This is a genomic window from Campylobacter sp. MIT 97-5078 (genome assembly GCF_006864455.1).
Classification (GTDB): Bacteria; Campylobacterota; Campylobacteria; order Campylobacterales; family Campylobacteraceae; genus Campylobacter_D.
This window is the reverse complement of record NZ_QHLK01000001.1, coordinates 113,498-136,761: the sequence shown is the minus strand read 5'-3', so window position 1 is coordinate 136,761 and position 23,264 is coordinate 113,498. Positions and strand designations below refer to the sequence as shown.

Annotated in this window: 25 protein-coding genes and 1 pseudogene; 10 read left to right on the top strand and 16 right to left on the bottom strand. The window is 32.8% G+C overall.

The genetic code is table 11. The annotated features are described in order from the left end of the window. Window positions 1–37: 37 nt before the first annotated feature. From DMB91_RS00695 to mobB, 5 genes are all read right to left on the bottom strand, one after another. Complete coding sequence (locus DMB91_RS00695) at window positions 38–979, bottom strand: hypothetical protein (RefSeq protein WP_034903828.1); 942 nt, start codon at window positions 977–979, stop codon at window positions 38–40. Beyond that, window positions 979–2,865 carry a methionine--tRNA ligase gene (gene metG / locus DMB91_RS00690; RefSeq protein WP_034903830.1) on the bottom strand — a complete coding sequence of 629 codons (1,887 nt, stop codon included), beginning with the start codon at window positions 2,863–2,865 and terminating at the stop codon, window positions 979–981. Before metG ends, DMB91_RS00695 begins: the two co-directional genes overlap by 1 nt. Before the next feature lie 101 nt (window positions 2,866–2,966). After that, window positions 2,967–3,170 (bottom strand): hypothetical protein, encoded by a 204-nt coding sequence (locus DMB91_RS00685; protein WP_034903831.1) that lies wholly within the window; start codon window positions 3,168–3,170, stop codon window positions 2,967–2,969. Further along, on the bottom strand, window positions 3,170–4,012 hold the full coding sequence (locus tag DMB91_RS00680; protein WP_034903832.1) for a class 1 fructose-bisphosphatase: 843 nt from the start codon (window positions 4,010–4,012) through the stop codon (window positions 3,170–3,172). Before DMB91_RS00680 ends, DMB91_RS00685 begins: the two co-directional genes overlap by 1 nt. 3 nt (window positions 4,013–4,015) lie before the next feature. Beyond that, on the bottom strand, window positions 4,016–4,501 hold the full coding sequence (gene mobB / locus DMB91_RS00675; protein WP_034903841.1) for a molybdopterin-guanine dinucleotide biosynthesis protein B: 486 nt from the start codon (window positions 4,499–4,501) through the stop codon (window positions 4,016–4,018). A 92-nt stretch (window positions 4,502–4,593) separates the two neighbouring features. Here mobB and DMB91_RS00670 point away from each other — a divergent pair, with 92 nt between their 5' ends. Continuing rightward, complete coding sequence (locus DMB91_RS00670) at window positions 4,594–5,073, top strand: hypothetical protein (RefSeq protein ID WP_052043171.1); 480 nt, start codon at window positions 4,594–4,596, stop codon at window positions 5,071–5,073. Here the strand turns inward: DMB91_RS00670 and DMB91_RS00665 are convergent. The 4 genes and pseudogenes from DMB91_RS00665 to DMB91_RS09220 form a co-directional block, all read right to left on the bottom strand. Then, window positions 4,973–6,592, bottom strand: coding sequence for a lytic transglycosylase domain-containing protein (locus DMB91_RS00665; protein WP_034903843.1), 1,620 nt, complete (start codon window positions 6,590–6,592; stop codon window positions 4,973–4,975). The two genes, DMB91_RS00670 and DMB91_RS00665, sit on opposite strands and share 101 nt — an antisense overlap. Then, a complete protein-coding gene (locus DMB91_RS00660) occupies window positions 6,589–6,870 on the bottom strand; it encodes a YggT family protein (RefSeq protein WP_034904218.1) in 282 nt (93 codons plus the stop codon). Before DMB91_RS00660 ends, DMB91_RS00665 begins: the two co-directional genes overlap by 4 nt. Before the next feature lies 1 nt (window position 6,871). Beyond that, on the bottom strand, window positions 6,872–8,218 hold the full coding sequence (gene gltX / locus DMB91_RS00655) for a glutamate--tRNA ligase (protein ID WP_034903845.1): 1,347 nt from the start codon (window positions 8,216–8,218) through the stop codon (window positions 6,872–6,874). A gap of 166 nt (window positions 8,219–8,384) precedes the next feature. Further along, a pseudogene (locus DMB91_RS09220) lies at window positions 8,385–8,551 on the bottom strand (type I restriction-modification system subunit M N-terminal domain-containing protein); the annotation flags it as partial. Window positions 8,552–8,663: 112 nt separating this feature from the next. Between DMB91_RS09220 and DMB91_RS00645 the strand changes: the two are divergent. Then, window positions 8,664–9,854 (top strand): metallophosphoesterase, encoded by a 1,191-nt coding sequence (locus DMB91_RS00645; protein ID WP_034903848.1) that lies wholly within the window; start codon window positions 8,664–8,666, stop codon window positions 9,852–9,854. Window positions 9,855–9,865: 11 nt separating this feature from the next. After that, on the top strand, window positions 9,866–10,663 hold the full coding sequence (locus tag DMB91_RS00640; RefSeq protein ID WP_034903856.1) for a phosphatidylserine decarboxylase: 798 nt from the start codon (window positions 9,866–9,868) through the stop codon (window positions 10,661–10,663). A gap of 178 nt (window positions 10,664–10,841) precedes the next feature. Here the strand turns inward: DMB91_RS00640 and tpx are convergent, their stop codons facing one another. Next, window positions 10,842–11,375 carry a thiol peroxidase gene (tpx, locus tag DMB91_RS00635; RefSeq protein ID WP_034903858.1) on the bottom strand — a complete coding sequence of 178 codons (534 nt, stop codon included), beginning with the start codon at window positions 11,373–11,375 and terminating at the stop codon, window positions 10,842–10,844. A 179-nt stretch (window positions 11,376–11,554) separates the two neighbouring features. On the opposite strand from tpx, the gene DMB91_RS00630 reads away from it, so the two are divergent. The 3 genes from DMB91_RS00630 to DMB91_RS00620 are packed head-to-tail and all read left to right on the top strand — an operon-like array spanning window position 11,555 to window position 13,144. Beyond that, the gene (locus tag DMB91_RS00630; protein ID WP_034903866.1) at window positions 11,555–12,235 is read left to right on the top strand and encodes an AzlC family ABC transporter permease; all 681 of its coding nucleotides are present in this window, start codon (window positions 11,555–11,557) and stop codon (window positions 12,233–12,235) included. Then, window positions 12,228–12,533 carry an AzlD domain-containing protein gene (locus DMB91_RS00625; RefSeq protein WP_034903867.1) on the top strand — a complete coding sequence of 102 codons (306 nt, stop codon included), beginning with the start codon at window positions 12,228–12,230 and terminating at the stop codon, window positions 12,531–12,533. Before DMB91_RS00630 ends, DMB91_RS00625 begins: the two co-directional genes overlap by 8 nt. Continuing rightward, window positions 12,533–13,144, top strand: a complete 612-nt coding sequence (locus tag DMB91_RS00620) for a LysE family translocator (protein ID WP_034903868.1) — start codon at window positions 12,533–12,535, stop codon at window positions 13,142–13,144. Before DMB91_RS00625 ends, DMB91_RS00620 begins: the two co-directional genes overlap by 1 nt. On the opposite strand, the gene DMB91_RS00615 is transcribed toward DMB91_RS00620, so the two are convergent. Beyond that, window positions 13,130–14,146: a sensor histidine kinase gene (locus tag DMB91_RS00615; protein ID WP_034903869.1), complete on the bottom strand. Its 1,017-nt coding sequence runs from the start codon at window positions 14,144–14,146 to the stop codon at window positions 13,130–13,132. The genes DMB91_RS00620 and DMB91_RS00615 overlap by 15 nt on opposite strands. After that, window positions 14,146–14,961 (bottom strand): DUF234 domain-containing protein, encoded by an 816-nt coding sequence (locus tag DMB91_RS00610; protein ID WP_034903871.1) that lies wholly within the window; start codon window positions 14,959–14,961, stop codon window positions 14,146–14,148. The genes DMB91_RS00615 and DMB91_RS00610 overlap by 1 nt, the downstream gene beginning before the upstream one ends. Window positions 14,962–15,062: 101 nt before the next feature. On the opposite strand from DMB91_RS00610, the gene DMB91_RS00605 reads away from it, so the two are divergent. Beyond that, window positions 15,063–16,328 carry an aminotransferase class V-fold PLP-dependent enzyme gene (locus DMB91_RS00605; RefSeq protein WP_034903873.1) on the top strand — a complete coding sequence of 422 codons (1,266 nt, stop codon included), beginning with the start codon at window positions 15,063–15,065 and terminating at the stop codon, window positions 16,326–16,328. Window positions 16,329–16,400: 72 nt separating this feature from the next. Here DMB91_RS00605 and DMB91_RS00600 read toward each other — a convergent pair whose 3' ends face one another. Then, window positions 16,401–16,817 carry a PepSY-like domain-containing protein gene (locus DMB91_RS00600; protein ID WP_052043172.1) on the bottom strand — a complete coding sequence of 139 codons (417 nt, stop codon included), beginning with the start codon at window positions 16,815–16,817 and terminating at the stop codon, window positions 16,401–16,403. A 109-nt stretch (window positions 16,818–16,926) separates the two neighbouring features. Here DMB91_RS00600 and DMB91_RS00595 point away from each other — a divergent pair, with 109 nt between their 5' ends. Then, on the top strand, window positions 16,927–17,442 hold the full coding sequence (locus DMB91_RS00595; protein WP_034903877.1) for a rhomboid family intramembrane serine protease: 516 nt from the start codon (window positions 16,927–16,929) through the stop codon (window positions 17,440–17,442). Between the two features lie 16 nt (window positions 17,443–17,458). Then, window positions 17,459–17,947 carry a SixA phosphatase family protein gene (locus DMB91_RS00590; protein ID WP_034903882.1) on the top strand — a complete coding sequence of 163 codons (489 nt, stop codon included), beginning with the start codon at window positions 17,459–17,461 and terminating at the stop codon, window positions 17,945–17,947. A gap of 148 nt (window positions 17,948–18,095) precedes the next feature. On the opposite strand, the gene DMB91_RS00585 is transcribed toward DMB91_RS00590, so the two are convergent. Further along, window positions 18,096–18,674: an outer membrane beta-barrel protein gene (locus tag DMB91_RS00585; protein ID WP_052043173.1), complete on the bottom strand. Its 579-nt coding sequence runs from the start codon at window positions 18,672–18,674 to the stop codon at window positions 18,096–18,098. A gap of 702 nt (window positions 18,675–19,376) precedes the next feature. Between DMB91_RS00585 and DMB91_RS00580 the strand changes: the two genes are divergently transcribed. Further along, entirely contained in the window at window positions 19,377–20,438 is a 1,062-nt protein-coding gene (locus tag DMB91_RS00580; protein ID WP_034903884.1) for a tyrosine-type recombinase/integrase, read from the top strand. Window positions 20,439–20,465: 27 nt separating this feature from the next. On the opposite strand, the gene DMB91_RS00575 is transcribed toward DMB91_RS00580, so the two are convergent. Together DMB91_RS00575 and DMB91_RS00570 are read right to left on the bottom strand one after the other, a co-directional pair. Continuing rightward, window positions 20,466–21,731, bottom strand: coding sequence for a D-serine ammonia-lyase (locus tag DMB91_RS00575; RefSeq protein ID WP_052043174.1), 1,266 nt, complete (start codon window positions 21,729–21,731; stop codon window positions 20,466–20,468). A 9-nt stretch (window positions 21,732–21,740) separates the two neighbouring features. Then, complete coding sequence (locus DMB91_RS00570; RefSeq protein WP_034903888.1) at window positions 21,741–23,027, bottom strand: gluconate:H+ symporter; 1,287 nt, start codon at window positions 23,025–23,027, stop codon at window positions 21,741–21,743. Window positions 23,028–23,264 lie beyond the last annotated feature (237 nt).

Genomic DNA, 23,264 nt, shown 5'->3' with positions numbered 1-23,264 from the left:
TTTTAAGACAAATTGCTTAAATTTAAACTTTCTTTACTTAAAATAAGCTTGGTTGAATGTCTGAACTTTGGCTAAAAAAGCTTATAAATTCTTCTTGGTTTTCAAAAATCAAGCAGTATCTAAAATCTTTGTATGCTTTTAAATCCTCTAAGCTTGAGTAAGAAAAATCACAAAAAAGAGTATTTTTAGCTGCTGTCTTAAAGCCTTTAATTTTGCTTAAATTTCTTGCCAAAAAATCAAAATGCAGCTCGTTTTTAGCAAGCAAAAAAGCTCTTGAGCTTGAGCCAAATTCGCACATTTCATTGTTTTTATTGATAAAATAAACTTGCAAAAAATCAAGCTTTTTTTCCTTTATACGAAGTGTGAGCTTACGCTCTAAGATAAAATTTACAAAACTTGCAAAAAAAGGCACATACACAAAAGGCAAAGCAAGGTTTTTAAAATACATTTGCCTACAAATAAGACTTGTAGAAAACAAGCTTGAATGCTCCAAAAGTGCAAATTCACATGCCTCAAGCTTATTAAAATGCGTACAAATTCGAAGTAAATACAACTCCTTGTCGCAAAAAAAGAGTGTTTTTTTCTTTGCATTTATAAGTTTTGAAAAGTCCAAAAATATCTCGCCACTTAAATACTCAAGATAAAAAGCCTCGCAAAAATCAAGTGCTAAAGCTTCGCAAAACACGAACTCAAGCTCTTTTTCCTCACACATAAAACGTATAAGTTTTAAGATGGCTTGGCTTAAGTCCTTACAGTAAAGATAAAAAACCTCCTTATCTTTAGGCAAAAGCTTTTTTTCGCTAATGATGACAAAAGCACCTTTTTGCACGGCTTCATTGATAGCCTCTTCATCATTTGAGAAAAACGCAAAGCCGTGTTTGAGTTCATTTAAGCTTATAGCAAAGCCACCTACACTTGAAGTAGAGCCTTCATTAAGCATTTGAGTCTGTAAAAGCTCGTTTAAATTTGAAATATTCATTAGCTAACTATAGAACCATTTTCTACAAGTTGTTCTGGGCTTATAAGCACGAGTTTATCTCCGCTTTTTGCTGAAAGTATCATACCATCGCTTTCATGCCCAAAAATTTTGGCTTTTTTAAGATTGCTCAAGAGGCATACTTGCTTGCCAATGAGGCTTTGAGGCTCATAATACTTAGCTATGCCAGATAGAACTTGCCTTAACTCTCCATTTTCAAGCTCAAGTATAAATTTTAAAAGCTTTTCACTACCTTCTATATTTTGGCAGTCTTTAACAAGGGCTATTTTGATCTCAATTTTTGCAAAATCATCGATTTTTATTTTTTGAATTTTTTGCTCTTGAGTTGGCTCTTGCACAACAGGCTTTAAGCGAACTTCTTCTATTTTAGTAAATAAAGGCTCACAAGACTTGCTTTGAAAAGAAAGCAATTGATCATCTAAGATAAGTTTTTGATAATTTTCACTTGTTATTTTAAAACCTAAGGTAAGGGCTATTTTTTCGCAGCTTTGTGGTAAAGCGGGGCTTAAAAGCACGCTTACCCTTGCAAGTATGTTCGCACATAAAGCAACTAGAGCATTTGCTTTTTTTGTATCGCCACTTTTGATTAAATTCCAAGGTTCGTATTTGCTTATACTTGAGTTTGCAAGGCTTAAAGCCTTAAAAAGCTCTTCTAAATACCTGCTTGTTTGCACGTTTTCTAAGAAAGCTATGGCATTGAAGAGGTATTCTTTAACTTGTGTAAGCTCACTTGTGAAAAATTCTTTTATATCCTTGCTTTGAATGCTTGAATTTGAGTATTTTGCACTCATGCCTACTATACGACTTAAAAGATTGCCAAGTTCGTTACAAAGTTCTGAATTGACGCGGTTTATAAAGGCTACTTCGTTAAAATCCCCATCATTTCCAAAAGGTATTTCTCTCAATAAAAAATACCGCATAGGCTCTATGCCATAAGCATCTTTTAGCTCTTTTGGTTTGATGACATTGCCTTTGCTTTTGCTCATCTTTTCCCCATCCCTTGTCCACCAACCATGAGCACCTATATAGCGAGGTAAAGGCAGATCAGCACTCATTAAAAAAGCAATCCAATACACAGCATGAAAACGCAATATATCCTTGCCCACAAGATGGATATGAGCTGGAAAAAACTTTGCGTTTTTGCCGTTTTCAAGATAATCAAGACTAGAAAGATAGATAAAAAGCGCATCAAGCCATACATAAATGATATGTTTTTCATCATTCATCTCTTTTGGCAAGGTTATGCCCCAATCAAAGCTTGTCCTTGTGATAGAAAGATCCTTTAACCCACCTTGCACGAAATTGGCAAGTTCATTTTTTTTGTTTTTAGGTAAGATGGGATCAGCTTCCTCATACCATTTTAAGATGGTTGTTTCATACTTTGAGAGGCGAAAAAAATAGCTTTCTTCTTTCACAAGTTGAGTGTTTTTACCACAATCTGGGCAAGTATTGTTGACAAGAAGTTGGCTTTGAGTAAAAAAACTCTCACAAGAAACACAATAATGCCCCTCATAAGTGCCCTTATAAATATCACCCTTTTCAAACATCTTCATAAACATAGTTTGCACGCATTTTATATGTCTTTCATCTGTGGTGCGTGCGTATATATCATAAGTGATATTAAACTCATCCCAAAGCTCTTTAAATTCAGCACTAATTTTATCAGCATAAGTCTTTGGGTTTGAATTTCTTTGTTTAGCGGCTTGTTCTATCTTTTGTCCGTGCTCATCAGTACCTGTTAAAAAAAGCGTTTGCTCGCCTTGCAAGCGGTAAAATCTTGCCAAGGTATCAGCGATGATGGTAGTATAAGTATGCCCTAAATGAGGCACATCATTAACATAATAAATAGGAGTAGTGATATAACGCATTTATTTTCCTTTAGTGTTTCATAAGCTTTTTTTATCAAGCGGACTTGTTTTGAATGTAAAATTATAGTAAATTTAAGCTTTGATAAAGCATAAAGCAAGGTTTAAAAATCAAAGCCACCTTCATTTTTGCCCTTTGACATAGAATTATATACAGCTAAAACATAGTTTTTTCGTATCTGACATTCAAAAAGCTCTTGACAATCAAAGCAAGATCGCATATTTTTTTCTTGCTGACAGCTTTGCAAAATCTGTTTTTTTTCCTCAAGTTCAAGTTCAAAAAAATCCTTTTCTATCACTTCGCTCATTATTCCACCTTAAAGTTTAAAAGTTTATCAATCTCATAGCTTGAGCCAAAAAAGCAAGGTGTAGTAGAGTGAGGCTCGCTAAATTCAAGCTCAAGCAGGCTTTTGTTTGTGCCATTGCTTGTTTTACCACCTGCTTTTTCGCATATATAAGCAAAAGGAAAAACCTCAAAAAAGGCTCTAAGCTTTCCATTTGGCGCATCACTTGTTGCTGGATAGCTAAAAAGCCCTCCACCCTTGCATAAAATTTGGTGTATATCACTAACCATAGCCCCACTATATCTTAAGCGGTATCCCTCATCAAAAAGACTTTTAATAAAACTTGTATGAGTTTTGCTCCAATTTTTTTGTGTGCCACCTGTGGCATTAATCTTGCCTTTTTCACTCAATTTTAAGTCTTTGATATACTCAAATTCATTGAGGTGATTAAGGCGATAAAGTTTAGGTATATCAGTGCAAATGATGAGCTCAAGTCTAGCTGAATATATACTATAAATAGCCATTTTAAGATGTTTTGCACTCATTTTTTGCTCATAAATTCCAAAGATAGATCCAACCGCAAAATTCACATCAAGCAAAGATGAGCCATCAAGTGGATCATACGCTACTATATACTTAGCTTTTGAGTTTAGCTCAAGAGCTTCTGGTTTTTCTTCACTTACAAGGGCTTTGATACTTTTGCATTGACTTAAAATTTCAGTGATGATCATATCACTTTTAACATCAAGTTTGAGCTGGGTATCTCCTGTTGCATTATGTGTGCTTTGATAGCCTGTATCTGGGAATTTAAGCTCATTTGCTATATTTAAAATAGCTTTTTGTATATGAGAAACAATCTCTTGCATTTTCTATCCTTTAAATTCATAAGCATTTTGCAAGATAAAGCTTGCAATGCCTTTTATATCATCAAGTTCAAGCCAAGGTAGTTTGCTATTTTTGGGTTTTTCATAGCTTGCTATAGCACTGCAAACACCAAAATAACCCTCATCAAGCTCATTTTTAAAAACACCTATCCTAGGGTAGGGCAGGGTTTTTAGCCCCTCAATCAAAAATAGATCAAAATTCCCAGCCAGCCTCAAACATTCTTCAACACTTCTTGGCTCATGTGAAAAAAAAGTCGTTCTTGTAGGACTTAGCACGAAAACTTCAGCTTTGTTTTCAAAAAAACTAAAACTATCTTTGCCCTTTGTATCAAAGCAAGCCTTATCACTTGGATCATGTTTTAGCACAAAAACCTTTAAATTTTGAGCGATAAAATGCTTTACAAGTTTGTTAATTAAAGTTGTTTTGCCCGAATTTGAAGGACCGCTAAAAGCCATAACTTGTTTTTTCACAATTTTCCTTAAAAAATTTAAAAATTATAACTTTTTAAAGCAAAAAATAGAGTTAAAAAAGTTAAAATATCATTAAAAATTTGGGAATTTTTATGATGAAAATATTGCTTTTTTGTGCTGTGCTTCTTTTCTTAAGCTGTTCTAAACCTTTAAGTATCACTGATGAATTAAGGGCTCAAGGATTGATTCACACTCAAAAACAAAGAGTAGTTCAAAATGAGCATAATTTTATTTTTTTGCTAACTTATCTTAATCCTATTTTAGATGAGCCAAGTAAAGATGAGCTTTTTTTGCTTAGTATTACGCCTAAAACAGATGAAATTTCAGATATTACAATTAGCCTTGATCAAGAACAAGGCGAGCTTAGCCTTCTTAAAGAAGATGATGAGCTTTTAAAATATGTATTTACAAATGAATACTCAAGTTATTACAAACTCAGCTTTAAAGAAAAAAATACTTCTGTGCTTAAGCTTAATTTGTGTGTGAAAGATCAGTGTTTTGAACTAAACTTTCAAAAATACTCGAAATCTTTATATTATCGTTCAGTAGATGTAGATACGCAATATAATTAGCCAACACCTTTTTCGCATAAATTCTGCTTTCTTGATACGGCACAAGTTCCATTGATAAAAAAGGCTCAAATTTACCTTTTTTAAACATATCATCTCGTGCAAGCATTTTATTTGTAAAGCCTATACCGCCATTATACGCATAAGCGATAAAAACAGGTGATTTAAGCCTTTCTTCAAGATAATTTAAATGATGATTGGCAAAAAAATACGCCGTTTTTGGATCAAACATATCATCTTGATCAAAATCTTTAAGTTTGAGTTCTTTTTGTGCGATATGATTTGCCACAAAAGGCATAAATTGCATCATTCCAAGTGCATAAGAAGTTGAAACAGCAGTAGGGATAAAACGACTTTCTTGTCTAGCAATAGCTAAAATAAGGGCTTGACGCTTAGTATCATAATCCTTAATAAACTCATAATAAGGCATGATGAAATAATTATTTTTAAACTTGAACTGCCTTTCAAGTATATACGCATAGATAGGCAGGGTATGCTTTGAGTTAAACTCATTCGCAAGAACTTCAAGTTCTTTTGGGCTTGCTTTTTGAATTTTTTTTGCTGTGCTTTGCCATAAAAAAGGATCTTTCATATTAAAATTTGATTTTTTGTCTTTTGCTTCAAGAAAGGTGATAGGAAGCAAAGGTTCACGCATCAGCTCTTTGGCATAAAGACTATAGATATTTAGACTTTGACTTTTTGCTAGACTTTGTAAATGTTCTTTTTTTGCACCAATTTTCCATATCCAAAATAAAGCATTGTCTTTATCAGCGACTTTATCAAAGCTTTCATAGGCTTTTTGAAAAAAAGCAAGAGCTTTTTTCTCATCATTAAAAAGTAAGGCATTTACACCTAGATAAAAAGCCACGTCTTCACTCACTATATTCGGATCGATTTTCACAAAAAAAGAGCGAAGTTTTGGGGCTTGTTTTTTGATGATTAAATCTTGGGCGAATTTTGCAAAACCTTTTTGCTTAGCAAGCTCGTTTAAAAAGCTCACATTAACATTGTCTAAATCGCTTGCTTTTAAAAAAATAAAGGTGCGTATAAAATCTTTGCTGTTTTGATTGTTTGCAAGAAAAGTTAAGATATTTGTATCATTAAAGGCTAAAAGCAGGGTGCTTAAATTGCTACCTTTGTAATTATATGCAAGGTTTTGACGCGTATTTGTATCAAGATTTGAGATAAAAGCAAGCGAACTAAGCCTAAATTTTTGACAAGTTGCGTTTGCTTCTGTGATCGTTTTTGTGGTGTAATTATAACATTTTACATATTTTGGATCAACATAATCTTTAGGCGGTGGCACAAGCTTTTCTAAGTCTTTTTTAATCTTTCCAGCATAGCGAAAAATTTGATTATGCAAGCTATTTGCTTCTTTTTTTGAAATTTTGTTTTCCTCAAGCAAGCGGTGCAGGTAATAATCTTTAGCTAAAGAATTCTCCTTTGTTTTTAAAGTTTGCAGATCATAAACCGCCCCAAATGCTACAACACAAGCAAAAACTAAAGCTAAAACTATCCTCATAAAGCCAGCCTTGAGATATTGCCTATCAAGATATTGATAAATTGAAGAATGATAATGATGATTAAAGGAGCAAGATCGATAGCTCCTATTCGCGTAGGGATAATTCGCACAAGGCGGTAAGCTGGGGCTGAAAGTTTGTAAAGAATTTGCACGATTGGATTATAAGGATCAGGATTTACCCAAGAGATAAGGGCTGTGATGATAATCACCCACATATAAGCATTAATGAGTATTTGAATCACGCCAATTACTGAGAGCAAAAAAGAATTTCCCAACATATCAATCATATTTTTCTCCTAAAATTTCTTTCATCAAAGGCTTTAAAAGAGGATAAAGCTCGCTTAAATCAGGACCATGCAAAGAGCTAGTTAGCAAAAGCCTCAAAGGTGCAAAAAAAGCCTTGCCCTTTAGCTTACTTTTAGTCAAAAGCTCGTTTTTAAAGCCCTCATAATCTAAATTTGAAAATTCAAGCTGGGTTAAAATTTCTTTTAAAAGCACGATTTGTTTTTCATATTCTTTATACTCAACTGAATGTTTATCTAGCTTAAAAATGCCTTGTAGCTTTTCTTTAAGCTCATTTATAGTGCTTGCTTCTTGAGTATAAAACTTAGCTAATTTTGCAAAATCAGCCTTTAAATTTAAGCTTAAACCTAGCTCATCAAAACTTAAAAACTCTGCTAAAGTCTCATCATCAAGTTTTTTGATATGTTCTCTATTGATTTGTAAAAGCTTTTTAAGGTCAAAGCGAGCAGGGGCTTTGCTGATTTTTTTAAGATCAAAAAATTCTAAGGCTTCTTTGAGGGTAAAAATTTCTTGTGGGGTTTTATTGCCAAGCAAAAGCAAATAATTTGCAATGCTAACAGGTAAAATTCCAAGCTCTAAAAGCCATTTTACACTAGAATGTGCCTCTCTTTTACTCATCTTTTGCCCTTCTTCATTTAAAATGATAGGCAAATGTGCATAAAGCATAGGCTTATCATAGCCTAAACTAGCTCTAATATGCTCTTGTTTAGGCGTGTTTGAAGTGTGATCTTCCCCTCTTATAATACAAGTAACACCCTCCATCATATCATCAACCGCACAAGCAAAATTATAAGTTGGGGTTTTATCAGCTCTCATAATCACAAAGCTGTCTATATTTTCAGGTTCAAAATGAAGTTTTCCCTTAATCAAGTCCGCAAATTCCATAGCTTTGATAGGTTTTTTAAGGCGGATAACAAAGGGCTTTTCATTATCCAAAACCTCGCTATCACTAAGTTTTTCACAAGTGCCATCATAGCGGTAGGGTTTGCCCTCAGCCTTAGCCTTTTCTTTTTTTGCCTCAAGCTCTTCAGCCGTGCAAAAGCAGGCAAAGGCTTTTTTTTCACTCACTAGCTTTAAAGCCATTTGGCGGTGGAATTTCAAGTTTTCACTTTGCATATAAAAATGCTGCCAACTCACACCAAAAAGCTTCAAAAGCTCCTTAATCTCTTCATCTTTGCCAGCGATATTTCTAGCTGTATCAGTATCTTCTATACGCAAAATAAAGCCACTTTTATCCTGCAAAGAACAAAGATAATTAATGAGTGCTGCTCTTAAATTACCTATGTGCATATCCCCGGTAGGCGAGGGTGCAAATCTATACATTGAAATTTTCTCATTTTCTTTATAAATTTAAAGCCTAAATTATAACTTGAAAAGATTAATAAAAGCTAAGTCAAAGCTTGTGCGATAAGTTCTGCTTGCTTTATCGCATTTTCTGCAGTGATTTTGATAATATCTGATGGATAGCCAAAATTTATCTTTCCTTTTCCTCCTCACCCTCGCTTACTAGCTCATCATAAAGCTTTAAAAAGCTATCGCTGATAAACTTTAAAAATACTAAGCCTAAAACAATGTGCTTATATTCAGCTGCGTCTATGTTCTTGCAAGCTTATCAGCTGCGGTAAAAAGTGTAGTTTCTAGCGATTTTTGAGGCTTTGAGTTGCCATAATATGCCTTTGAGTGAAAATTTTATACGATTATACAACTTTTATCAAAATTTAAAAGCATTTTTTGTAAGTATTTAACAAAAAAAGCTAGAATTACGCCTATGTTTTTTATAATTTCTTGTATTTTCGTGTTAATTTTTGGCTTAGCTAATGTTTTTATTTATAAACGTTTGTTTATGAAAATTCCTTTTTTGCAAGCTCATAGGCTTTGGATTTTAGGCTTTGTGCTTGTGATTTTTGTGATGGAATTTGTTTTTTTAATGTTTAGGGCAGATGATCGCTTCAATAGCATTATATACAACGTTTTAGCTCATTCTTTTGCTTTTACTTATTTTTTCTTTTTTGTTACGCTTTTTGCTGAAATTGTAGCTTTTTTTATATGCTTTTGGGTAAAAAGAACAAGCAAACTTCCCTTAAACCCACAAAGACGTTCTTTTATCAAGCTCATTTTTAATTTTTCCTTGCTTATCTTTGGCGTAGGGCTTATGCTTAGAGGCTGGGGCAATGCTATGAATGTGCCTGCAGTAAAGCAAGTTAATCTAAGCTTAAAGGGCTTGAAAAATGACTTAAGACTTGTAATGATTAGCGATGTGCATTTGGGTAAAAACCTGCACGATGTCTTTTTAGGGGAACTTGTGGCAAAGATTAATAGCTTAAAGCCTGATATTGTAGTGATAGTTGGCGATCTAATCGATACAAAGCCTAAGGAGTTAGAGCATTACATACACAAGCTTAATGATTTACAAAGCAAACTAGGGACTTTTTATGTGCTTGGCAATCACGAGTATTACAGAGGGCTTGATGAAGTTTTAAATGTGCTAAGAACGAGGACGAATTTAAAGATTTTAATCAATGAAAATGTGGATTTAGGCGAGTTTAATCTCGCTGGGCTTGCTGATCTTGCCGGATTTTACTTTGCAAATGATGAAAAAGGCGTGGGATTAAGTGGCTTAGGGCTTAGATCGGCTACGAATTTTGCTCCTGATATAAAAGCTACAACGCGAAATTTAAGCCCAAACAAGCCAAGTATTTTACTTTCTCATCAGCCAAAAAGTGTCAATGTGCTTGATGTGAGTGGTTTTGATCTTGTTTTAAGCGGACATACGCACGCTGGGCAGGTTTTTCCTTTTGGGGCTTTAGTGCTTGCACAACAAGGCTTTTTATATGGGCTTTATGAATTAAACCAAAAGACTAGGCTTTATGTAAGTAGCGGGGCTGGGTTTTGGGGACCTGCAATTCGCTTTTTAGCTCCAAGTGAGATTGTTTTAATGCAAATAAAGGCCGAAGCTTAGAGGAGGGGATTTTGGATAAATTTATATCGCGAGTTTTTGGGACAATTGCTGGCTTTGAGTTTTTTAGCTTTTTGCAAAATTTTATTAATCAAGCTTATGTGAATTATTTTAAAATAGACTTAAGTGAATTTCAAGATATAAAAGAATACAAAAGTCTCACCGCCCTTTTTACAAGAGCCTTACAAAAGCCAAGAGTCTTAGAAGATGACTTTATCTCTCCTTGTGATGGTAAAGTTTTAGAATGTGGCAAAAGTTTTGTAGGCGAGGGAACAAATCTAGCCTTTAGCGTGAAAGGTTTTACTTATGATATTGATGAGCTTTTACAAAATGCCTATGAAAAAAAAGAGCTCGAAAAAGGCGTAAGTTATGCAAATATCTACCTTTCTCCACGTGATTATCACCGCTATCACGCCCCTTGTGATCTGCAAATTCTAAGTGCAACTTATACCAGTGGCAAACTTTTAAGTGTGAGTGAAAAAAATGTTAAAAAATATGCAAATTTATATGCAAAAAATGAAAGAGTAGTTTTAAAATGTCTTACAGCTGAAAAAAACTTGCTTTGGCTTGTTTTTATTGGGGCTTTAAATGTAGGTAAAATGTGCTTTGAATTTGATAAAAGCATACAAACAAACGCTACAAACGCTCATAATTTTACACACACTTATGAGAATTTAGAATTTAAAAAAGGCGAGGAGCTAGGACATTTTGAACTTGGTTCAACCATACTTATCTTAGCTTCAAAGCTTGAATTTCAAGAAAATTTAAGCCAAAAAAGTGTGAAATTTGGACAAAATATAGCTAAAGCTTAATAATATCATCATTACAAAGCAAAACATCAAAGACGAATTATCTCGCTAAGATTAAAAAGAAAATTAAAAACTAATGAAAAAGTGTGCTTTGTGTATTAAGAGGAACTAAATGTCAAGAATTATCTAAAAGCGTAGAAATCGCCTTGAAAGCTTTTGAGGCTTTTAAGGCGAGAAAAGCTTAGTGTGAGCAAGAGCAGCTACAACTACAACCGCCATTTTCGCTGAAGAATTTTTCAAGATCTTCTATATTTGGTAGTTCTGTAACCTCAGGAACAATTTGTTTATACACGATCTTGCCGTCTTTAATCACGAAAATCGCACGAGCAAGCAAGCCTTCTAAAGCTCCATCGCTAAGTAAAACGCCGTATTTTTCGCCAAATTCTTTAGACACAAAATCGCTTGCAACGATTATATTGTCTATGTTTTCTGTGCTACAAAACCTTCCCATAGCAAAAGGTAAATCTTGGCTTACTACGATCACTTCGGCATTTGGATTTTGAGCAACTCTTTTGTTAAATTCTCTTGCTTCAGTTGCACACACTGGTGTATCAAGGCTTGGCACACTTAAAACAATTTGGATTTTAGCAGATTTTCCCACTTCAACTATGCCTAAATCTTTGCTTTTAAGCTTAACAACAGGTGCGTTATCGCCAACGCTTACCCCACTTCCTTTAAGGTGCATTTGGTTTCCCTTAAAAGTTACTGAATTCATTGTTTTTCCTTTTTAGATTTTATATTTGCTTATTTTTAAGCTAGTCTCATTATAACATTAAAGTCTTAATTTAAAATATTAATCACTTAAAATAAGTCTTTTTTAATATATTATGAGTGTAAAAGTGCATCTTAAAATATATAAAAATTTGTTATAATCTATTTTTTAAAAGGATAAGCTTGAATGTAAAAATTTGCTTAAAGCTGTGCTTGCCAGTAATTTTTAGTTATATACCGCTTGGAATGAGTTTTGGAATACTTGCTTCTAGCAATGATTTTTCTATGCTTGAAGTGATTTGTATCTCTTTTTTTGTATATTCTGGTTCGGCTGAGTTTTTACTCATTACTTTTATTACGGCTAAGCAAGGTTTGCTTAGTATTTTTGTTACGCTTTTCTTGCTTGGATTTCGGCATTTTTTTTATACCTTAAGCTTGCTTGAGCGACTGAAAGGCTTAAATTTCTTAAGACATTATGTGATCTTTACTCTTTCTGATGAAAGTTTTGCCCTTTTAAGCACTAATGAAAAGGGCTTTGAAAGCGTGCAAGATAAAAACAAAAAAAGCTTATATTATGCTTTACTTTGCTTTATCAATCAAGCCTCTTGGGTGCTTGGCGGAATTTTAGGCGTGCTCGTGCAAAAGATGATGAAATTTGATTACAAAGGCATTGAGTTTTGCTTAATCGCTCTGTTTATCGTGCTTAGTTACGATGCGTTTAAACTCAATCCAAACAAAAAAGTTTTCATTTTAGCTGCTATGATAGGAATTTGTGGCTTTTTGTTTATCGCAAAAGCTTATATGCTCTTTATTTGCCTTACTTTTGCTTTGATTTTGCTTGTTTTAGGAAAAAGATATGTTTGATAGTTTTTATTTAGAAGCTGTTTTTGTAGGTTTTTTAGCGACTTATCTTGGGCGAGTTTTACCCTTTTTGCTCTTTAAATACAAGCAAAACTCAAACACTTTAGGTTTTATCCAAAAAAATATGCCACTTGTGATTATGGTTATTTTAGTGTTTTATTGTCTTTTTTCTTTTGAGCTTGATTTTGTGTTGTTTTTTTCTTGTGTTTTAGTTTTAATGCTTGAAATTTGCTTTAAAAATGCCCTTTTAAGTATAATCTTAGGGACTATTTTTTATATGATCGCTTCAAGGCTTATGTGATGGATTATACCCTTTTTGTGCTTTCTTTTGTTTCAGTTTCTTTTCTTCCCGGGCTTTGTATGAATTTAGCTCTTTCTTTAGGACTTAGCATTGGCTTTAAAAAGACTTTGTGGATGATGGCTGGGGAGCTTTTTGGGCTTTTGCTTGTAGTAGTGCTTTGCGGACTTGGGGCGAGTTTTGTTTTGCAATTTAAGCTTGTTTTTATGGTGCTTAAACTTTTTGGAAGTTTGTTTTTGCTTTATACAGCTTACACACTTTTTCATCAAAAACTCGAGTTTAAAAAAGGTGAATTTAAATTTAAAGATAAAAGCACGCTTGCACTTCAAGGCTTTTTAGCAACTATTTCCAACCCAAAAGCGTGGATTTTTATGCTTGCCCTTTTACCACCTTTTTTGCAAAAGTCAAATTTGTTTGTGCTAAGTTCTATCATCATTTTTATAGAATTTATAGCACTTTGCACCTATGCCTTAGGTGGAGTGGCTTTTGGCTTGTTTTTAGGTAAGCATTTAAATAAACTAAGTAAATTTTCAGCCCTTTGTGTAGCATTTTTAGGCTGCTTTATGCTCTATGAGCTCTTTTTTGAACTTTACATTCATTTATCTCATACTTAAGCTAAAATAAAAGCATTTTGGATCTTTTTCAAAGCCTATTTTTCCATTATGAGCGTTAATGATTTGCTTGCAAAGGCTTAATCCTAAGCCATTTCCTTTAAGCTTTGTTGTTTTAAAGGCTTCAAATACAGCCTTTTCATCTTTTATACTTGCTCCATTATCAAAGACTTTGATGATGAGTTCGTCTTCTTTAAGTAAGCTTTTTATGCTTATTTTTCCATTTTGCGTTTCGCTTTCTTCTATGGCATCTATGGCGTTGTAGATTAAGTTTTGAAGCACAAGGTTGATTAAAGCTTTATCAGCATTGATTTTTAAATCCAAAAACTCAAAGCTAAAGTCAATCTCGGCATTAAAATTATAAGAATGAGCAATTTGTTCGCATTCGTCTTTAAGCTCCAAAAGATTAAAATCCCTTGAATTTATATGCACGCCCTTAGTAAAAAGTAGGGTAGAATTAACTATCCTTTCTACCCTTGAAGTGGCTTTTTGAATTTCAAGCACTATGTGTTTGTTTTTAAGCTCGGTTCTTGAAAAAAGCGTGCTTGCGAGTAAAGAAATAGAACCTATGGGATTTCTGATCTCATGAGCTAAATGTGCTGCCACACTCCCCATGCTTGCTAGCCTTTCATTTCGCTTTTCATCGCTTATATCAGTAGCTTGGATAATGAGCTTTCCTTCGTGGTTGATGTTTTTGATGATAAAAAAACGTCCTTCATACTCAAGCTCATAATTAGCCTTTAAGGTATCAATATGAGCTAACAAAGCTTCATTTTTTAAAGCTTGCTCGTTTTGCAAGATAATAGTTTTACCCTCAAGCACCCAAAGTGCAGTTGGCAAAACTTCGATAATCTCACTCATCATCTTTCTTAGACTCTCATAACTTGCTTGCAAGGCTTTGTATTCATTTTCTATAACATAGGTTTGCTCGATTAAAGACTTAAGCCCTTCTTGGAAATTTTCTTTCTCAGCAGAATCAAGGCTTTTTAAGATATTTTCATTCATCATTCTTCCTTTAAAAGTTCTTTAAAATCATTCAAATCAAATAAAAGCAAATCGCTTTCTTTGAGTTTTAAAAGCTCACTTGAAAAGCCAGATTTTGAAAAAAGCACATAAAAATTTGGCTTTATATCAAGGTTTAAAGCTTTGATTTTAAGCAGATTAAGCACATTTTTACAAACTTTTTTATTTTTGTATTTAACCTCGCCTACAAAGCACAAATTTACATCTTCATAATACAAATCAAGCTCCAAATCCCTATGCCAAAAGCTCGAAATTTCAGCCAAATCAAGCTTTTTTTGTAAAAATTCTTTACTTAAAAGCTCAAAACACAGACTTTGATAATGTTCAAAATCCTTTTTTATAAGCTCTAATACAAGCTCAAATTCAGCATTTAAGATAAGCTCCTCATAGGGCTTTAAAAAATAATAAAAAAATCTCACAAAATGACTACTAAACAAAATCTTATCTTGGATAGCATACCCTCTTAAGTGCTTTTTAAGCTTTTGCCCTTTTGGACTAAAAAAGCGTTCTTCTTTGCTTTTCTCAAAACTTATAAAACCAAGCTCTAAAAGCTCCTTTAAGGCAGCTGTAGCTTTAAAATGTCCGAGTTTTTTGTTGATAGAGTATTTTTTACGGCTGTTTTTTGCAAGTATTTTTAGGGCAAGCTCGCTTTTTTGACTGAGTTTAAAATTTAAAGCAACAGAAGCGTAATTTTGTAGATAGTTGAACTTAATATTTTCATACAAATCGCCCTTGTTTTCAAAATTATCAAAGCCATCAAACACGCTATATAAGTCAAAAAGTTCTTTCATACTCAAGCCCCTAAAAGACTTTGAAAATTGGTTAAATTCTATTTGCTACCCTTATTAAAATGATAAATTTATTGTATAATTCTAGCAAATTTTTGCTAAGGTTTGCTTTGGAAATACAGAATTTAAGAAAAGATATTATTTTAAAAAAGGGTGTGTATTATTTTGATTTTGCAGCTTCAGCTTTAGCTTTAAAAAGCGTGGAAGCTAGTCTTAAAAATATACTTTTAACTTACGCAAACACACATTCTGATAGTGCTTTGCATTCCTTTAAGACTCAAGATTTATACCAAAATGCAAGAAAAGAGATCAAAACTTGTTTGGGTTTAGATGATAGTTTTGCATTAATTGCTTGTGGATATGGATCAAGTGCTGCTATAAAGAAATTTCAAGAGCTTTTGGGCATTTATGCACCACCTCTTGTAAAAGACAAATATCTTTTCAATTTAGATCAAAAAACCCTGCCCCTTGTTATCATAGGACCTTATGAGCATCATTCAAATGAGCTAAGTTTTAGAGAAGGCTTGTGCGAATGTGTGCGTGTGCCTTTGAACGAAAAGGGCGAGTTTGATCTTGATTTTTTTAGTTCCGTTCTAGAAAAAAACAAAGAAAGAAAGATCATCATTAGTATTTCTTTAGCTTCTAATGTAACAGGAATTTTAAGTGATTATAAGGCTATAAGCAAGCTTGGACGCAAATATAAAGCCATTATCGCTTATGATGCTTCAGCCTTTGCGCCTTATCATCATATAGCGGCTAGCTTTTATGATGCTTTATTTATCAGCTCGCATAAATTTTTAGGTGGAGTTGGAGGATGCGGACTTTTAGTGATTAAAAAAAGCCTATGCGCTTCTAAACCTAGTTTTGCCGCTGGTGGAACTGTGGGTTATGTCTCAAGGAGCTCAGCTTCTTATCTTTGTGATATTGAGAGCTTAGAAGAGGGTGGTACACCGCCTATTTTAGGGCTTATTAAAGCAAGTCTCGCTTTTAAAGTAAAAGCAAATATAGGACTTGAAAAGATCATTTTAAAAGAGCAAAAACTTGTAAAAATGTTCTTCAAAGAACTTGAAAGCATAGAAAAAGCCATAATTTATGCAAAAGAGCTCAAAAATCGTTTAGCAATCTTTTCTTTTAATATCAAAGGCATTTCTCCTTTTGATCTAGCTTATCATCTAAGTAAAAAATACAGGATAGAAACAAGGGCAGGTTGTGCTTGTGCTGGACCTTATGGGCATGATTTGCTTGGCTTGAAAGATGATGCAAAATTTAGCACTAAACCGGGCTGGCTTAGAGTAAGCCTTCATTATACGCACGAACAAGAGGATTTGTGCTATTTTTTTAAGGCTTTAAAGGCGAGTATGAAGGAGCTAAATTAGATTTTTTACCTCTTAAGCTTTTAGATGAGAGTTTTTTATCAAGGCAAAGCGATCCACATTTTTGGTTCGCGCTCAATCATCAAATTCTTGACTTAAGATAGTTCCATTTGCGTCTATTTTAAGTTCAAGTCTATTAGAAAGTTTGATTTTGTAATAATTTATCTTTCTTTCAGCCTCGAGTAAAAATGTGTTTGGAAATTGATTTTGTATGATTGCGACGATATTTGCTGGCAGTATAGAAAAACTAATCGGTGTGAATTTGCTATCAATTTCTTTCCAATTTCCCATTATATCAAACTCAAGTTCAGTGCCATCAGTGAGATAAACTTCAAAAGAATTATCATCTCTTTGCACCATACCAACTTGTGCTTTAAAATTTGTGCTTAAAAATTGTTTGGTATTTTCAGGCAAAGAGTCTGGAGATATGATAAGATCAGCCTTTGCAAGCAAACAAATAAAGAAAAAAGCCAAAACAAACTTTTTAAACACTATAATATCCTTAATTTTTCTGTATTTTAGCTCAATTTTAATGAAGCCAGCGTGAATTTTGAATTATCTTAACATAGAAATGTTATAATTTGTTAAAAAGGCTTAAAAATTGTTTTGTGTTGTGCTTATCGCTTTAAATATCATAATTTATTTCCTTTTGCCAGATAATGAACTAAAAGCTGTTTTTGGCTTGAATTTAGCTTTTAAAGAAGGTTTTTATTGGCAGCTTTTAAGCTCTATGTTTTTGCACGCTAATCTTACACATTTAGCGTTGAATATGGTTACGCTTTATCAATTTGGCTTTGTTTTAGAACGCTATCTTGGAAGTCTTAGGTTTGCTCTTTTATACATACTTGGAGGACTTGCTTGCTCGTTTTTAAGCTTTTTGTATATTGACATATTTGAAACACATTTTGTAAATATTGTCGGTGCGAGTGGAGCAATTTGCGTTTTGATAGGGTATTACGCGTGCATTGATAGATCAAGTGCAAAAGGGCTTGTAGTAGCTATCTTACTCATTAGTTTTGCACCTTTACTTGTGGGCGTAAATATCGCTTGGTATGCTCATATATTTGGCTTTTTATGCGGATTTATCATCGCTAAAATGCGAGTTTTAAGGAAATAGTTAAGGAAGCGATCATATGAAAAAGATTTATTTTTTACGCCATGCTAAAGCTGAAGAAAGTGCAAAAGAGGGTGATTTTTACAGAAAACTAAGCAAAAAAGGTAAGAAAGATATACAGCTCATGCTTGAAAGACTTAAAAACTTTGAATTAAAATTAAATTGCATTATCTCAAGCCCAGCTACGAGGACAAGTCAGACGGCTAGAGAATTTGCACAAACTTTGGGCTGTGAGCTTGTTTTTGAGGAGCGTTTATACGAGGCTGAAGCTAAAGATATGATTAATCTTATCAAAACAATCGATGAAAACTACCAAGAAATAATGCTTGTGGGACACAACCCAGCCCTAAAAGAAAGCATTGAGCTTTTAAGCGAAATTCATCTCCCTTCTTTTGCGACTTGCTCTGTATTGTGCTTGGAATTGCCAAGTTTTAAGGAGTTAAAGCTACACCAATCAAGGCTTATATTCTTTGAAAACTCAAAGAATATAAAAGAAAGGCATTTGTAAATTTGCGTTTTTGTGATAATGAACTTATGAGTAGAGTATGATGATAGGGCAGGGGGCGATTAAACTTTGTTTTTAAAAGCTAATCTTTATTTAATAAAAAGGCTAGAAAGAATAACTAGCCTTTTTATTTTAGCAAATAGTGTTTAAACTAAAACGAAAAAGTGTAGCGAAGCCCTACTTGATAAGGTTGTTTTACCTTAGAGGTGATGCCATTAGCTGTAGCTTCTTGATTTAAAAGCCCAAAACGAGTGAAAAGCTCAAAGCCATGTACGTAATTATAAGTGGTTCTTAAACCAAGATTTAAAGCAACATCAAAGCCATCTGGTTTATCATTTCCCCTTCTTTTGTTTTTTACTTCATGGCTAACATAGCCCAAGCCTACACCGCCAAAAACGCCATATTCAAGATCGCCTTCTTGAGCAAAGTTGTAAAGCGCATCAGCATTAACATAAAGGTTCATTGTTTCAATTTGTGGATTGTTACTGCCTTTGGTATACTTAGTTCCCAAATCAAAGGTTCCATAATATCTCACACCAAAATCTGCATTAAAAAAATCTTTATAACCAGCGATAATACCATATCTAAAGCCAGTATGCGAGCCGCCTGAATTTGGTTTAGCTGCACCATAAGCAACATTTGCACCGACAAAAGCACCAGAATCTTCTGCAACAGCTGCACTTGCAAGCAAAGCTGAAGCCACCGCAACGCTTGTGAAAATCTTTTTCATTGTGTTTCCTTCAAAGTGTATTTCATTAAATTTAAGATTTAACGATTTTTAAAACATAATTTTAGCCAAAAAATATAAATATGCACTTAATAAAATTAAAAATCTTCATAAAATAATTTCACAAATGTCAAAAATACAAACACCAAAACAACACAAAAACATTATTTAAAGAAAAGATATGATTTTAAAGCTAATAAAATAGTAAAATAATATTATTTAAATATTAAAAATAATATATAACTATATATAAATAAACTTATAAATTATTAATTTAAAATAAACTTAATTAATATGTATAATTATATGTTATAAGGTAAAATTAGCTTTGTATTTTAATTTTGTATTGAAAACTATAATTTTCAAACTTTTTTATATTTTTTACATACCATACTCTATTTTTACTTTTAAACTACTATTATATAGTATATTAAACCATTTTACCTTTTGAAATTTATCTTTTTATCCATAGAATTTTAAGCATATGTTTGTGTTTATATATACCTACTTTTTTTAGAATAGAAAAAATAAAATTGCAAGGATAAGTATAACTCAATAAAAATTTATAATTTATTTTTATCATTTAATATAAATAATGATAAAAAAAGAGTTTAAAAATATTATTTTTATTTTTTAATTTTGCTTAAAGCTCTTTTTCATTAAAAATATCTTACAATACCCTTTTATTTTAAGGAAAACCAAACGATGAAATACCCACTTGACTGCGAAGAAGATTTTGAGCACTCCCTGCTCTTTTGGCTTGCAAGATATGTTAAATTTAAACTTAGTTCGCTTTCAAATAAAGAACTTAAAAACGCTCAAGCCTTGGCTATGGTAAATTTTGAACTTACAAAAAACGTGCATCATATAGAAGAACTTGATGCCTTGGTAAAAAAAGCTAGAAATGCTGGATTAACCGGTGTAAATACTTATTTTAATCCCCTTAAAAAGCTTTATGAACAGCTTTGTTTTTATAAGCTTTATTCGATGAAGCAAATTGATGAGGAACTAGTGATCGAAGTGCTTGCAAGTATTACAGGAGCTTTATCTGATGCGAGCAAGAAAAACTATCGCATTGCGATGATGAATTTTTTTGATTTTTTAGATAAACAAAACGAAGAAGAAGGCAAGGCTCATATTTATGATATAAGTCTTAAAAACTGGGCTGGTATAAGTAGCTTTAAGGGCAAATTACCCGAATACATGAGCGAAGAAGAGATTAAAAAATTTCTTGACGCGGTTGAAAATGCAGACTTTAAAGCCAATACCACGCGAAATAAACTCATCATTAAAACCATCATCTTTACAGGCATAAGAGTAAGTGAAGCTATCAATCTCAAACGCAAGGATATTAGTGAAGAAAATGATTTGTATATCATTCGAATTCGAGCTAAAGGCAACAAATACCGCGTTGTAATGATTAAAAAAGAGTTGATTGAAAAGCTTTTGCAAGACTTAGAGATTAATTATCTTAGTCAAGACGCCCTGCTCTTTAGCAACAAAAAAGGCACAGCCCTAACTCAAGCTTATGTAAGCCGTATAGTTGAGCAAATTCTTTTTAAAGCTGGTATTCGCAAACAAAAAAACGGGGCTCATATGTTGCGTCATACCTTTGCTACCTTGCTTTACAAAAAGCAAAAAGACTTAGTTTTAGTTCAAGAAGCCTTGGGACATGCCAGCCTTGATACTTCGAGAATTTACACACACTTTGATAGTGATAAGCTCAAACTTGCCGCACAGGTTGCAAAAGAACTTAGTCAAAAATAACAAGCTATTTTATAAAATGATTTTTGTTTATAAGTATTTTTTACCCTCTTCTATAAAAGCTTTCATTTCGTTTTCAGGAACCATATTTCCACCCGTTGCCCATATTAGATGAATGCCGTTAGGGTGGGTATTTTTAAGCTCGTTTGCAAAAACCAAAGCTTTAGCCCCAGCTAAGGCAGATGGTTCTAAATTTATATTTTCACTCTTATGCATTAGACTTAAAAATTTATACATATTTTCATCACTTACGCTTACACAACCATCAATGATTCTTTCAAGCACTTTTCCCACAAGTTTAGATGCCCTACCTACTGCTAAGCCATCGGCTGCAGTTTTATTATCTAAGCCTATATCACTTACACTAATATCAGCGTGTTTTTTCGTTAAAAGTCCTAAAAACATACAAGGACTATGAGTAGGTTCAGCAAAAAAGCATTTTACATCTTTACCAAATTCACTTTTTAAGCCATAAGCCACACCCCCAGGTCCTCCACCAACTCCACAAGGTAAATATACATATAAAGGGCATTCTTTGCTTATTGAAATATCCAAAGCTTGAAATTGTCCTTTTAATCTTTTTGCAGCTACACTATAACCTAAAAATAAATTTTTGGAATTTTCATCATCAATAAAATAGCAAAATTTATCATTAAGCGAACTTTTCCTACCCTCTTCTACTGCTTTGCCATAGTCACTTTCATAAGTAACCACTTCACATCCGTGAGCTTTGAGCATTTGCTTCTTCCATTCTTTAGCATCATTACTCATATGAACGCTTGCTTTAAAGCCTAACTTAGCACTCATTATCCCTATAGAAAGTCCTAAATTTCCAGTAGAACCTACAGCGATTTTATATTTGCTTAAAAAATCTTTAAAATTAACAATTTTAGAATAATCATCATCAATTTTCAAAAGTTTGTTTTCTAAAAGCAAATCTTCAGTATGTTTTAAAACCTCATAAATTCCACCTCTTGCTTTAATAGAACCAGAAATAGGCAAATGAGAATCAAGCTTTATAAATACATTTCCAGCAATTTTAATCTTTTCTATATTTTCTAATTCGCTTTTAAAAGTATTAATGCATTGTAAAGGACTTTCTATAATGCCATTGCTTTTTAAGGTTTGAGGGAAAAGAAGCTTTAAAAGTGGAGCAAAACGATTGAGTCTTAATCTTGCATCTTCTATATCTTCAAATTTAATTCCTTTAGAATTTAATTCTTCTTGTATATTGACATTTAAATTATCATTGAGCCAAAAACATTCTTTAACTTGTTTTAATTTTTCTAATAACATAATTATCCTTTAAATAAAATTAGATAAAATAAAGCTAAGACCTAGTCCCACCAAAGAAGCAACCGCAGTTGCACCTGTATAATACTTAAACATTTCTTTCATATTTAATTTTAAAGTTTCTTTAATAAGCCAAAATAAACTATCTGTAACTATAGTGCAACCTATGGCTCCACTGCCTATTGCTAAACATAAAGCTTCTTTGCTTATATTAGTATCTAAGCTTGAAACTATACCTGCTGCACTTATCATCGCCACAGTAGCACTGCCAACACTTGCGTGTAAGATGATAGCTATAAGCCAAGCGAGAAAAATAGGATTGAGGTGAAAACTACCAAGAACAGCCTTTAGAGCATCTCCTATATGGCTTTGGATTAAAATTTCATTAAAAGCACCTCCTGCACCGATAATAAGTAAAATTCCAGCAATTTGTAAAAAGGAATTTGTGCTTAAGTCGAGTAAATTTTGCATTTTATAATGTAGCCTTAAACCTAAGGTATAATAAGATACAAGCACACTAATTATAAGAGCTATTATAGGATTGCTTATAAACAAGATGATAGGATTTGTAAAAAACACCTTGCTAAGCATCAAAATAAGTGGTAATAAAATTGTAAAATAAGTTAAAAAAATTCCGGGATTTTTCTCTTTTTGTGCTTCATTTATGATTGTAAAATTTTCATCTTTAGAAAAATGAAAAAATTTCAAATAAACAATGCTTCCAAAAAATGCACAAATAATGCCTATTATTAAAGAAAAAATAATAACCTTAGAAATATCAGCTCCTAAAGTCGATACTATGGTTGTAGCAGCAGGGTGTGGAGGCACTAAACAATGAACGCACATTAAAGAAGTTCCTAGAGCAATGCCTATTTTAATGCGTGAAATATGCATTTGCCTAGCAACTACGAAAATCAAAGGTGCAAGTAAAACAAAGCCAACTTCCACAAATACAGGAATTCCAGCTATAAAACCTACCAATATCATAGCTATATCAGCTCTTTCTTTTCCAAACAAAGAAAGCAAAGAATTCGCAACTACTCTTGCTCCTCCACTCACTTCAAGCATTTTGCCTAAAATGGCTCCACAACCTATAATTACAGCTAAAAAACCCAAAGTGCCGCCCACTCCTTTTTCAAGTATATCTGCTATCTTTTCTAAAGGAATTTTAGTAAGTAAAGCTACAAAAATGCTTGCTAAAGAAAGGGCTAAAAAAGCGTGGATTTTAAGTTTTGTAATAGCTAAAATGATAAAAACAATCGCTAAAATAAGAATGCAAATCAATGAAAAATGGCTCATTTTAATCCTTAGTTTTTGTTTATTTTAAATAAAAGCAAAACAATTTAAACTTAAATTTATCTATTTTTACAATAATTTTTTAAGATAATAAAAATTTTTGTTACTATTTTAAACATCATTTTTAAGCATAAATTCTTTTTTTTAAGAAAATTTACTTGTCGCTCAAAATGGGCAAAGTGAGAAATTTAAAGTTTTAGAAAGCGGGTATTTTGATTATCCTCAAAAGCCACTTGAGTA

Excerpts from the sequence above, each read along its gene's own strand:
- DMB91_RS00695 (WP_034903828.1), bottom strand. The coding sequence starts at position 979 with ATGAATATTTCAAATTTAAACGAGCTTTTACAGACTCAAATGCTTAAT.
- metG (WP_034903830.1), bottom strand. The coding sequence starts at position 2,865 with ATGCGTTATATCACTACTCCTATTTATTATGTTAATGATGTGCCTCAT.
- DMB91_RS00685 (WP_034903831.1), bottom strand. The coding sequence starts at position 3,170 with ATGAGCGAAGTGATAGAAAAGGATTTTTTTGAACTTGAACTTGAGGAA.
- DMB91_RS00680 (WP_034903832.1), bottom strand. The coding sequence starts at position 4,012 with ATGCAAGAGATTGTTTCTCATATACAAAAAGCTATTTTAAATATAGCA.
- DMB91_RS00670 (WP_052043171.1), top strand. The coding sequence starts at position 4,594 with ATGATGAAAATATTGCTTTTTTGTGCTGTGCTTCTTTTCTTAAGCTGT.
- DMB91_RS00665 (WP_034903843.1), bottom strand. The coding sequence starts at position 6,592 with ATGAGGATAGTTTTAGCTTTAGTTTTTGCTTGTGTTGTAGCATTTGGG.
- DMB91_RS00660 (WP_034904218.1), bottom strand. The coding sequence starts at position 6,870 with ATGTTGGGAAATTCTTTTTTGCTCTCAGTAATTGGCGTGATTCAAATA.
- gltX (WP_034903845.1), bottom strand. The coding sequence starts at position 8,218 with ATGTATAGATTTGCACCCTCGCCTACCGGGGATATGCACATAGGTAAT.
- DMB91_RS00645 (WP_034903848.1), top strand. The coding sequence starts at position 8,664 with ATGTTTTTTATAATTTCTTGTATTTTCGTGTTAATTTTTGGCTTAGCT.
- tpx (WP_034903858.1), bottom strand. The coding sequence starts at position 11,375 with ATGAATTCAGTAACTTTTAAGGGAAACCAAATGCACCTTAAAGGAAGT.
- DMB91_RS00625 (WP_034903867.1), top strand. The coding sequence starts at position 12,228 with ATGTTTGATAGTTTTTATTTAGAAGCTGTTTTTGTAGGTTTTTTAGCG.
- DMB91_RS00620 (WP_034903868.1), top strand. The coding sequence starts at position 12,533 with ATGGATTATACCCTTTTTGTGCTTTCTTTTGTTTCAGTTTCTTTTCTT.
- DMB91_RS00615 (WP_034903869.1), bottom strand. The coding sequence starts at position 14,146 with ATGAATGAAAATATCTTAAAAAGCCTTGATTCTGCTGAGAAAGAAAAT.
- DMB91_RS00590 (WP_034903882.1), top strand. The coding sequence starts at position 17,459 with ATGAAAAAGATTTATTTTTTACGCCATGCTAAAGCTGAAGAAAGTGCA.
- DMB91_RS00585 (WP_052043173.1), bottom strand. The coding sequence starts at position 18,674 with ATGAAAAAGATTTTCACAAGCGTTGCGGTGGCTTCAGCTTTGCTTGCA.
- DMB91_RS00580 (WP_034903884.1), top strand. The coding sequence starts at position 19,377 with ATGAAATACCCACTTGACTGCGAAGAAGATTTTGAGCACTCCCTGCTC.
- DMB91_RS00575 (WP_052043174.1), bottom strand. The coding sequence starts at position 21,731 with ATGTTATTAGAAAAATTAAAACAAGTTAAAGAATGTTTTTGGCTCAAT.
- DMB91_RS00570 (WP_034903888.1), bottom strand. The coding sequence starts at position 23,027 with ATGAGCCATTTTTCATTGATTTGCATTCTTATTTTAGCGATTGTTTTT.